The following is a 10,866-nucleotide window of genomic DNA, read 5'->3' as shown; positions in this document are numbered from 1 at the left end:
CGGGTAACGGATACGGCACCTGAATGCCCCCCGGACAACACCCGGTCACGGCAACCATTTTAAATGGCATCAGGATTGCTAATTATAGCTTCAAAGCCGTCGACCTTGTTACAACACTGCAAGCCGATGCACGAGGTGCCACATCGTCATCCAGTGAGGCAGATGCCATGCATACCCACCCACCCAACAGCATTCGCCAGATTCTGCTTCCTTTCACCAAGGATCTGTCCACCACCCCCTCGGTGATGCTCACCGATCCGATTACCACGGCCATCGAGGTCATGATCAAACACAACCGCAACACCATTGCGGTACTCTGGAACCATCGGCCAATCGGACGGATCCGGCTCAGGGACGCATGTACCAGTATTGGGATTGAAATCCCGTAAGGATCGCGGCAAAAAAGCTCTGCATCTCACTCTTGATCCCCCTGCCTCTATTCCAACTCATTGGGCCCCTTGTAATCATCCGTCACAATACCCGACTCCTTCATGAGGCGGTGCAGGTACTGCCGCTGGATACCCGCCTTCTGCGCGGCCCGGCTCACGTTGCCGTTGTTATCCCGCAACAGGGCGTCGATATACTGCCGGTGAAAGCTGGCGATCATCTGGTCCTTGGCCTCCTTGAAAGGCAGATGACGCCATGACCGGGAATCGTTCCCAGGCACATCGGGGGGTTCATTGTCGAGGAACAGGTCTTGGGTCGCCAGCGTTTCCGTTTGGCAGAAAATCACCCCCCGTTCAATGATGTTTTCCAGCTCACGGACATTGCCCGGATAATCCAGGGCCATGAGCCGTTGCATGGCCAGCGGGCAAATGGAAGTAATCGTTTTGCCGTTCACCGTGGCGTATTTTTTCAGGAAATGATGACTGAGCAGGGGGATATCCCCACGCCGTTCCGACAGGGGCGGAAGCTCGAAATTGATCACATTGAGGCGGTAATACAGATCTTCGCGGAAACGCCCGCGGGCAATTTCCTCCTTGAGCAGGCGGTTGGTGGCCGCGATGAACCGCAGGTCGGCCTTGCGGGTCGTGTTGCCGCCCACAGGCCGGTACTCGCCCTCCTGAAGCAAACGAAGCAGCTTGGTCTGCAGGATGGGGGGCAAATCGCCGATTTCGTCAAGGAAAAGGGTGCCCTCGTGGGCGTCTTCCACCAGCCCGCGCTTGTCCTTCCAGGCACCGGTAAACGCCCCTTTCACATGGCCGAACAGCTCGCTTTCCAGCACATTTTCGGGAATGGCGGTGCAGTTGAGGGTGACGAAGCGGCTTTTCTTCCGGCGGCTGTGGGTGTGCAGCGCCTTGGCGACCAGCTCCTTTCCCGTACCGCTGGGGCCGGTAATCAAAACGGTGCCCTGGGTCGGGGCCACCTGGCGAATGCGGTCGAAAATACCGCGCATCACCGGCGTGGTCCCCAGCAGTTGGGCAAACCCATTGGATTTGCCCAGCGCCTCCCGCAGGGCGTTGTTCTCCCGCGTGATGGACTGGAAGTTCATCACGTTTTCGATGGTCACCAGGATCCGTTCCCGCCGAAACGGTTTGGTGATGAAGTCGCAGGCCCCCTTGCGGGTCGCCTCCACCGCCGTTTCAATGGTGCCGAAGGCGGTGATCACCACCAACGAAACGGACGGGTCCACTGACTGGATTTTTTCCAGAAGGCTGATGCCGTCCATTTTCGGCATCTTCAGATCGGTAATCACCAGGTCGACACCACCCAATTGTACCCGTTCCAACGCCTTCTGAGGATCGTCGAACGTCTCCACCCGGTAGTCGGATTCTTCCGAAATGATGCGATCGAGCAGCAGCAGCATGTCCCGTTCATCGTCCACCACCACTATGCAACCACTCATATCCACCCCCCTATGACCGTTGCGGCAGCTTCACGATGAACGTGGTGCCGCTTCTCTCACCGGACTTTTCGGCAACCCGGCTTTGGCATTGAAGGCTGCCGCCAAAACTACTGATAATCCCATAACTCACAAACAATCCCAATCCCTACAGGGTCAGAATGCAGTTGGGTTTTTTAACCCACTGAAATGTAAGCAAATATATCGTTATATTCATTCATAATTGTATCGCTGTTCGATGATTATGACGGCACTAAAAAATGTAACCATTTGATATTATTAAACCCGAGGATTGACATGGGAGGGCTAAATTGATACGATTGTTTGAATAATTTACATTCAAACAAATAATTGTATCATGAGGCCATATGCTCTCACCTGAAGAATCCAAGACAGTACTTTGGAACTTTTTCAATAAGAAGTATATCGCAGATATTGGCCAGTTATATCATTTACTTCAAACGACGTCGCGAATGAGTGTTTTTCGAAGACTCAAACGCATGGGATATTTAACGAGTTTTACGGATGCCGGTCGTTATTATACGCTTCAGGATGTACCGATTTTTGATGAGTGGGGATTGTGGTTTCATAAGGGGATTGGTTTTTCACAATATGGCACGCTGAAAAACACCATCATCAAAATCGTCCATTCTTCAGATGCCGGCATGATGCCCAAAGAAATGCTGAATTTGTTGAAAATAAGAATTCCCAACACGTTGCATAATGCACTGCATGGGCTGGTTAAAAACAATCAGATCGGTCGCCGTCGGCTGGAACGTTTCTTTCTATATACAGATGCAAATCCTGAAAAAGCACAACTGCAGTTAAATACGCGCCGTTTTCTTTTGCAAAAGACAGCACCGGTTGTTGAACCACCATCAGCAGAATTAACCATCGCCGTGCTGATTGAAGCGTTTAAAACCGTAAAGATCAGGGTGTCTCCAACGTTGGTTGCTGAGCGCCTGGACGTACGAGGGATGTCGGTTACAGTCGAGCAAGTCAAACAGATTTTTACTCGACACGGGATCCCGACAGAAAAAAAAACGGCAAGCCTCCCTTAAACGTCCTGAGCGATTTGAGAGATGAGGCGCGTCGTTTGAATGACCGTTGTTGTAAACAGGCTTTCGGACTGACCGATGTTGTTGTTTCGGCCAAAGAGGAGCGTGGACGCTGTGAAATCTGTCATGGCCCAATGAAAGTTCAGAAAACATACCGCCATGAAGGCAGGACCCTTCGACATGGAGTATTCGAAGTATGTGAAACAGTGTATGTTTGTGCCGGCCGATGCCATCATCCCGTCGGCACCTTGGTGACCCAAAGATCTTTATCCGTGTCGCAAACTATTATGCCAAACTGCAATGCCGGCTATGATTTGATGGTTTTTGTCGGACGCCAGCGGTTGCTTGAACATCGGCAGCGAGAAGAGATCATGGCAGCGCTCAATGACGACTATGGCATTCGTATCTCAGCTGGTGAAGTCAGTGACTTGGCCATGCGGTTTTCACAATATTTTCTACGGCTTCATTATGCAAAAGCCGACCGCATAAGAAAAATATTGGAAAATGACGGTGGATGGCCGATGCACATCGATGCAAGCGGAGAAAACGGCCGAGGCACGCTTTTTGTTGTGATGGCCGGTTGGCGAAAATGGGTGCTTGGCGCATGGAAGATAGCCACTGAGAAAGCTGAACTTATTTTGCCATGTCTGCGCGACACCGTTGAAAGATTCGGCCCGCCTTGTGCGGGGATGCGAGATTTAGGGCGAGCGGTCACACCGGCGCTGAACGATTTGGTTTCCGAATTGGGATTGGAGATCCCTGTTTTGGCCTGCCATCAGCATTTTCTGGCGGATATCGGCAAAGATCTTTTAAATTCTGACCATTGTGCCCTTCGCGACCTTTTTCGCAGAACCAAGGTTCAGGCCGACATTAAGCGCCTGATTCGCGAGTTCGGCGGAAAGATTGGTTTACAGATCGATGATGCTCGGCAAACGGTTATTGCATGGCAAGAGATGGAAGACCATACATATCAATTGCCGCCGGGAAAAAATGGGATAGCGGTTGTCCGTGCGCTAAGCCAATGGGTGATCGACTATCATGCCGACGCCTCCGGGCTGGATTTTCCATTTGACCGACCCTATTTCGATTTTTTTAACCGCTGCATGATCGGATCAAAAGCGATTGATGCGTTTCTTCGTATCCCATCCGATGATCGAAAAGTAACGGGTGCACTCAAACGGCTTGGCCGGATTTTGACCAAAGTTGCATGTGAAGTTCCTTTTCGTCACATCATCAAGCGTCTTCAACGCCGTGCTGAGCTATTCGATGAATTGCGGGATCAACTGCGGACCGCGAAAAAACTGCCCGAAAATGAAACAGTGGCAGACATTGATTTGATGCGGAAACGATTTTACGATTGGACGGCATCGCTCAAAGAACGTCGTCCCAAAAGAGGCCCGGCCCAAGATATGCGTGATGCCATTGATATCATCTTGAAACATATCGATGTTCATGGCGAACACCTTTGGGGCCACGTTATTACGTTACCGGAGAACGCCCCTTCTCGAATGCGACTTGTGAGTCGTACAAACGAAATTATAGAAAATTTTTTCGGCACCATAAAACATGGCGAACGACGCAGGAGTGGGCGGAAAAACCTCACACATGATTTTGAACGATTACCGGCTGAGGCAGCGCTGGTGTATAATCTGAACCAACCCGATTATGTCAGTGCCGTTTGCGGATCCATTGATCGTCTTCCTCTTGCTTTTGCACAACTCGATAAAGAAGAAGCGCGGAGAAAAGAAAAAGGGTTACCGTCCCAAAAGATGTCAAATCTGGATAAAATACTTCAACTTTCCACTTCATCTTTATCTTCCGCTGATCGCCATGTTGTAAGAACGGAAAATATGAATCAACGCATCATCAAGGCAGCCAGAAGCCGCGCTCCGCACGTCGCGTGTTGAAAATAATGGAAAATCCAACCGCAAAATGACGCTTAAGCCCAATCCGGTTCCCTGGCCCTCGGGTTTGGTCGTGAAAAAAGGCTCGTAAATCCGATCCATGTCCGCCTCGGGGATGCCACAGCCGGTGTCCGACACCTTCACCGCGGCATGCCGGGATGGTTTTTCGAAAAATGCATCAATGGCCAGTTCGCCCCCATCGGGCATGGCACCCACGGCGTTATTCATCAAATTGAGAAAAACCTGCTGAAGCTGGCGACAGTCCCCACACACCGGAGGCATGCCCCTGGCAATGCTGACGGTGACGGTAACGCCCTGCCGTTCGATGCTGTGCCGGGCGACCTTGATGATCTCTTCCAGGCATTGGTTGAGGTCCGTTGACTCTTCGGATATCTTGCGGTCCCTGGCAAAACTGAGCAGATTGTCCACGATCTCCTTGCAGTGCAGCCCCTGGCGCTCGATTATTTTCAGGTCCTGATAGGCCTGGCTTTCTGGCGGTTGCTTGCGTACCAGCAGGTCGCAAAATCCCAAAATGACACCCAGGGGGTTGTTGATCTCATGGGCCACGCCGGCGGCCAGCGTTCCCAGCGCGGCCAGCTTTTCGGTGGTCACCAGGCGGTGCTGAAGGGTTTTGCTTTCCGTAATATCCCGGGCGATACAAAGCACCGTGGTAATTTCTCCCGCCTCATTCTTCAACGGCATGTAATTGGCGTTAAGCCACACCGCCGGATCCACCGAACGGATTTCGATCTCTTCCCGGACACTGCGCCGGGTGGCGTAAACCTGTTTGACGGCCTTGATGTTGCGCCGGGCCACATCCTCGGACAGAAGATCGGCCAGCGAACGGCCAATGAGATCATCGGCATCGCTCCCGAAAAAATGGGCCGTATAGCTGTTCACGGCGTTGAGACGCGCTTTGTCGTCAAGGGTGAAAATAAAATCTTCGGCGCTTTCGATGAGCAGGCGATACTTCTCCTCCGATCGTTTCAGTGCCTGGGTGCGGGCCGCGACCAGTTTCTCCAGCCGTCTGGAAAAACGGAGTTGGATTCCGATCAAGGCGGCCGCAGCAACCACCACCACCAGAAGCATCAGGCCCAGCGACACCAGTTCCCAGCGATGAATCTGCCCCACGGCACCGGCGATCTCCTGGGTGGGCGCAACCACGGCGACGCTCCAGAACCGGCGGGGGGTCGTCGATATGTAAATGGGGCAGAAAGCGATCAGTTTGTCCACCGGGCCGGTAATGCCCCGATGCCAGCCCGATTGATAGGATCCCGTACCTTCCCGTCCGGCCAGCATCTCCTCTTTCTGGATGCGATCGATCTGGACGAAATTCAGTTCGGGATAGGTTGCCTTGCGGACGTCGAACGCACTACGACCGATGAAATCGGTGTAGGGATGATATAAAAATCGTCCCTGATCGTCGATGATCCACACATAACCACTGATGCCGGAGCGGATGTCATTGACCAGAGGCGCCAGCAGCCAGGCCAGATTGACACGGAAGAAAATAAACCGCTGCTTCCCCGGGCCCAACGGCGTCATCATCACCATATCGAGCAGAGTGCCGCCCGATGGGGGGCGGGCCATCCGGATCTCTCCGGTCTCGGGCAAGGCGTCGGCATTGGCATGAAGGGGTACCGGTGATGATTCTTCGACGTAGCCGCCACGGGAAAAGACCCATGCCCGGCCGGCCATGCGGTCCCATACCCGGATTTGGGCAATACCGGAAGTGGTCATTCGTTCCAGTTCATGCTGCAAGCGGGCCTGCAGGCGTTCCGGTTCAACGATCGGTGTTGCGTTCTGCTCAGCGATCTGGAGCAATTCCTTCTCCAGGGCGTTAAGTGAATTTTCCACCAGTTTGCGGACACTGCGGGCGATGGCAATCTGCTCTTGGTTGAACTGATCACTCACCAGGGCAATCATACGCCGTGTGAACCGATGGTGGATGACGATGGCCGCCAGCAGAATCAGTATGGCAACACCGGCAATGGTCAATCGATGGGTAAAATGGCGATTGTTTCTTGAAACCGAGTCCATACTTCAGGAAACGTGAGCAAATCATATGCCATGCAAAAGGGATCGAAAAAACGGCGGCCCGCCGCTTCTTCGGATTGCCGGCAGCGGACTGGCCGCACCACCGTCTGTCAGTTTTTTTTACCCGTTGTAAAGGGGCGCACGGGACGGCGGGAAGAGGGGTGGCGGTTTCAAACGCAAAACAGGGCGATGAGAACGAAAGACCCACAGGCCAGACAGACGGTATAACTCACAGCACCTTTTTTGAGTGGATGAAAATGCGCGCTGGACTGGCGGTGGCCATGGGCACAGAGGTATTCGACCACGGTTTTTCCAGACCGTTTGGAAACCCGGCGAATGCGTTTTACCGATCCACCGCAAACATCGGTGGTGCCTTTTCCGCTCGCCGTGCAGGTCAGGCGGCTGCCAATGGCGAGGCTGGTCAGGTTGAATATCCAATTCCAGGACAGGGCGCCGATAAGAACCGAGAGCAACGTGATGATCACGTGGCGCTGGGTCACCCCCCACGTCGACAGGGCCATGCCGATTTTATCCGGGGTCAACGGACCCTCCACCGAACCGAAAAGTCCCAGGTAGTAAAGCATGAAGCTGGCGCCCATGACGATCATGGTCAGTCCGAAGCTGCGCAGCCGGTTTTGCGGCAATCCGGATCGGGATTGTCCGTGGGCATGGGGTATGGCGGGGTCGTTATATGCTTGATTCATTTTTCGGCATCTCCTGTGGGTTGTCGCTGACGTTGCCGAGGCCTTTAAATCCCGGACCCCGCCACGGGGGTCCGGGAAAGCGAATTTACGTCATTATCACCATCATCATCCGCCGGACAGTTTGGCAATGACGCCCGGGGCGATCTTCCAGAAACAGATGGCGGCAACCACCAGGCAGTAGGCGGGAACCACGATCTTCCACAACTTTTCCGGAAACACCCGGGTCATGTAGGGCGCTGCGATGGCCGAGAACATGGTGGCGATCATGAACGACGGCAGCAACAGATAGTCGATCTGCACGCCACTGGTCAAAAGGGCCAGCCAGACAATGATCGAGAAGGTGCTCACCGTGCCTTCGCAGATGGCCGTCACGGCCAGCATGCTTTTCACCGGAACGCCTGCCAGCAGGCCGCCGATGGTCACCACCGGTCCATAGCCGCCACCACCCACGCCTTTGTTGAATCCGGCCAGGGCGGCGAACCCGATCATGCGTTTGGGCCGGTAGGGTCTCTCCTTGCGGCCCTGAAAGAGAGAAGCCCCCCCCATGACCAGCAGCAGGGCGGCCACGTAAAGCTTGATCCAGACCTTGTCGACATGAAGGATCTTATAGATGCCGACAATGGAGACCGTTACAGCAAGGCAGCCCACCACCCCGATAATGAACCATAGCTTGACCGTCTCGGACATGGGTTTGAATTTCCACTCCACATTTTCGAATTCCCGGTGCAAAAAGGCGCCCACCAGGCCCGCGACGCCTTGCTGGATCATGACCACCGGCACGATCTGTTTGGGATCAAATCCCAGCACCAGCAGGATCGGTGTCAGGGCGGTGCCGAACCCCATGCCGGCCGACGCGTCCATGAACTCGAAAAAGGCGGCCAGGAGAACCACACTCCACACGATGTGCCAGGTATTGCCCTGAAGACCGTGGGCAACCGAATAAGGGGACTGAATCCTCACCGTGGGTTCGAATGGATTGCCCGCCAGCCAGCAGCCCAGCAGGAAAACGAGGAAAAAGACACCCACGCCGCCCAGGGCCGCCCTCATCTGACGCCACTCGGGAATCATGCGCTCCCAAACGGTTTTCTTCTTGCCTTCGAGATCTCTTGCGACCTCCCACCCAGCCAACTTTTGGTTGGTTGTATTTTCCATCCAGCCCTCCTTTATGAGTAAAAAGATTAATCCGTCCAGTCGTGCCAACGTCTTTGCAATCTGTTTTTTCTCCTTTCCTTGGGTTGACATGAACCAACCGACAAATCGATTCCGCGCTTTATGATTCAGTGTTTTCAATCACCATGCCAATCGAAGAAAAATGATATAACCATTATATCTCTTTGTTTTTTCAATGTTTTTTATTTATCGTGGAATGGCCGTTGATCGGAATGCATGGTTGCTGAACACTCCCGGTGGACAATGGCCGGAAGAACTGTCTTTTCCCTGTAGACATGAGAATTTTAGGGAGATCATTCAGGCAAGTGGTATGGGTCTAGCGGTGCAACGCCGTGGCGGGGACCATGGAAAAACAAAATGGGGCAAGGGGCCCGGATGAGGATGAATCGAACAACACAGACTGTCACCCCCATGAAGACGTCACTGAAAACAGGCAGGTGACAAACAGCTAAGGACCTGGGCGTGGGAAACCCGGTAACCGGAGGGCAGGCTCCCTGCCTTCCATTAGATCAGGAGCACCGCCACCCCTATTTTGCGGGTTTTGTCTCATGCCTTCATGGCCCGCTGCCGTTGCGCGATTATAATTCTTTTGATTGGCATATGGCTTGCTTTTTTCTACCGTCGAGTCGGGCAAATGCAATTGCGTTTTTTCGGCAAGTTCCAGGGCAGATGACAAAATGCTCCCTCCCCCAACTTCCTGAAAGGAGATTGAACCATGCTAATTCATTATATCCTGTTAGTCGTCGGGTTCGTGTTGCTTTATTATGGTGCGGAATGGCTCGTTAAGGGATCCTCGAATTTTGCCCGGAGTCTGGGGGTTACCCCGCTTGTCATCGGATTGACCGTGGTTGCCTTTGGGACTTCCGCCCCGGAGTTGGTGGTAAGTTTGGTTGCCTCCATCCAGAACAAAAGCATGATCGCCGTGGGGAATGTCGTGGGAAGCAATATCTGCAATATCGCCCTTGTGCTTGGCCTGGCCGCATTCCTGATGCCGATCACAAGCAACCAATCCGTTGTACGGCGCGACATTCCGCTGATGCTCGCCATATCGCTATTCCTGCTATTGATCTCCTGGAATTCGACCATCAGCCGATTCGAGGGGGTTATCCTTTTTTCAGGCGTAATTCTTTATACAATATACAACTATATGATATCAAAGAAAGAGAGTGCCCTCCTTGCCGAAGGATGCTTTTCAGACGCGGAAGCGGAACTGGAAGACATCGGATTTATCGAGTCAAGGACCAAGCAGATTACTCTGATCATTGTCGGAATTGCCGGCGTGGTCATCGGCGCCCAGGTACTCATCGATTCGGCGGTGATTGTCATGCGGCAATTCGGCGTCGGTGAAAAATTCATCGGGCTGACGATCGTGGCATTCGGCACCTCGTTGCCGGAATTGGCCACATCCGTTGTTGCGGCATTGAGAAAAGAGATGGACATCAGTATCGGGAACCTGATCGGAAGTAATGTCTTCAACATCCTGAGCGTCATCGGAGCGGCATCCATGGTGCGTCCGATCCCGATTCCCGGTGGATTTTTCGAAAGCGGCCTGATCATCGACTATTGCATGATGCTCGGCGTATCGATTCTGACGTGGGTGATGATGCGGAAAAGCTTCACGGTTTCCAGAACAGGCGGGTTTATCCTTTTATGCTCCTATATCGGATATCTTGCTTATCTGATTCCCAACGCATAATACGCCACCAAGGGCAGGCGCGGGGCCTGCCCTTGGTCTTTGATTGCGGGTTGATGATGCCCGGGTACCATTTATCATATTGGCCATTAAATGGTCCGCATGGTTAATGAGCACAAACCAGGTCGGCTTTTTCTTTTGGTTTGCCTATATGCTCCCACATTTCATATGGTATTGCTGTCTTTACTTCCTTTCCAAAAGATCCTCAAAGGGCCAACCTTCTTGCCCCTTTTCCAGAATCGACAGCCGTTCTTTCCGGTAACCTAAGGATCGGGGATGAAATTAATTAAAATTAATTTCATCCCCGATCCTAAGCTGTTCTATGAATTTCCCATGCTGAAGAAACGCTATTGGGGTCAACATTGAGCCCCTCGGGTAACCGCATGGGGTTACGTTCGCTTCGATCACACCGACTCGATGACCTCGTTGCAAAGCAAGTGTTGTCTGGCTATCACAC

General features: G+C 53.0%; 8 protein-coding genes. 4 read left to right on the top strand and 4 right to left on the bottom strand.

The window, feature by feature from the left end; genetic code table 11:
- The first annotated feature begins 23 nt into the window (after positions 1–23).
- Positions 24–389 carry a DUF294 nucleotidyltransferase-like/CBS domain-containing protein gene (locus tag GN112_RS18620; RefSeq protein ID WP_155311596.1) on the top strand — a complete coding sequence of 122 codons (366 nt, stop codon included), beginning with the start codon at positions 24–26 and terminating at the stop codon, positions 387–389.
- 47 nt (positions 390–436) lie between these two features.
- Here the strand turns inward: GN112_RS18620 and GN112_RS18615 are convergent, their stop codons facing one another.
- Positions 437–1,846: a sigma-54-dependent transcriptional regulator gene (locus GN112_RS18615; protein ID WP_155311595.1), complete on the bottom strand. Its 1,410-nt coding sequence runs from the start codon at positions 1,844–1,846 to the stop codon at positions 437–439.
- Between the two features lie 365 nt (positions 1,847–2,211).
- Here GN112_RS18615 and GN112_RS18610 point away from each other — a divergent pair, with 365 nt between their 5' ends.
- Both GN112_RS18610 and GN112_RS18605 read left to right on the top strand, forming a co-directional pair.
- Positions 2,212–2,904, top strand: coding sequence for a hypothetical protein (locus tag GN112_RS18610; protein ID WP_155310761.1), 693 nt, complete (start codon positions 2,212–2,214; stop codon positions 2,902–2,904).
- Between the two features lie 35 nt (positions 2,905–2,939).
- A complete protein-coding gene (locus GN112_RS18605) occupies positions 2,940–4,808 on the top strand; it encodes a hypothetical protein (protein ID WP_155310760.1) in 1,869 nt (622 codons plus the stop codon).
- Here GN112_RS18605 and GN112_RS18600 read toward each other — a convergent pair.
- The 3 genes from GN112_RS18600 to GN112_RS18590 form a co-directional block, all read right to left on the bottom strand.
- On the bottom strand, positions 4,713–6,845 hold the full coding sequence (locus GN112_RS18600; RefSeq protein ID WP_155311594.1) for a sensor histidine kinase: 2,133 nt from the start codon (positions 6,843–6,845) through the stop codon (positions 4,713–4,715). The genes GN112_RS18605 and GN112_RS18600 overlap by 96 nt on opposite strands.
- Positions 6,846–7,012: 167 nt before the next feature.
- Positions 7,013–7,546, bottom strand: coding sequence for a hypothetical protein (locus GN112_RS18595; protein WP_155311593.1), 534 nt, complete (start codon positions 7,544–7,546; stop codon positions 7,013–7,015).
- Positions 7,547–7,651: 105 nt separating this feature from the next.
- Positions 7,652–8,698 carry a sulfite exporter TauE/SafE family protein gene (locus GN112_RS18590; protein ID WP_162458999.1) on the bottom strand — a complete coding sequence of 349 codons (1,047 nt, stop codon included), beginning with the start codon at positions 8,696–8,698 and terminating at the stop codon, positions 7,652–7,654.
- Between the two features lie 733 nt (positions 8,699–9,431).
- Here GN112_RS18590 and GN112_RS18585 point away from each other — a divergent pair.
- Positions 9,432–10,412 (top strand): calcium/sodium antiporter, encoded by a 981-nt coding sequence (locus GN112_RS18585; RefSeq protein WP_155311591.1) that lies wholly within the window; start codon positions 9,432–9,434, stop codon positions 10,410–10,412.
- Positions 10,413–10,866 lie beyond the last annotated feature (454 nt).

The sequence above is a fragment of the Desulfosarcina ovata subsp. ovata genome (assembly GCF_009689005.1).
GTDB lineage: Bacteria > Desulfobacterota > Desulfobacteria > Desulfobacterales > Desulfosarcinaceae > Desulfosarcina > Desulfosarcina ovata.
This window is presented reverse-complemented; position numbering and strand designations above follow the sequence as displayed.

Coding starts and splice junctions, on each gene's coding strand:
- GN112_RS18620 (WP_155311596.1), top strand. CDS start 24: ATGCCCCCCGGACAACACCCGGTCACGGCAACCATTTTAAATGGCATC.
- GN112_RS18615 (WP_155311595.1), bottom strand. CDS start 1,846: ATGAGTGGTTGCATAGTGGTGGTGGACGATGAACGGGACATGCTGCTG.
- GN112_RS18610 (WP_155310761.1), top strand. CDS start 2,212: ATGCTCTCACCTGAAGAATCCAAGACAGTACTTTGGAACTTTTTCAAT.
- GN112_RS18600 (WP_155311594.1), bottom strand. CDS start 6,845: ATGGACTCGGTTTCAAGAAACAATCGCCATTTTACCCATCGATTGACC.
- GN112_RS18595 (WP_155311593.1), bottom strand. CDS start 7,546: ATGAATCAAGCATATAACGACCCCGCCATACCCCATGCCCACGGACAA.
- GN112_RS18590 (WP_162458999.1), bottom strand. CDS start 8,698: ATGGAAAATACAACCAACCAAAAGTTGGCTGGGTGGGAGGTCGCAAGA.
- GN112_RS18585 (WP_155311591.1), top strand. CDS start 9,432: ATGCTAATTCATTATATCCTGTTAGTCGTCGGGTTCGTGTTGCTTTAT.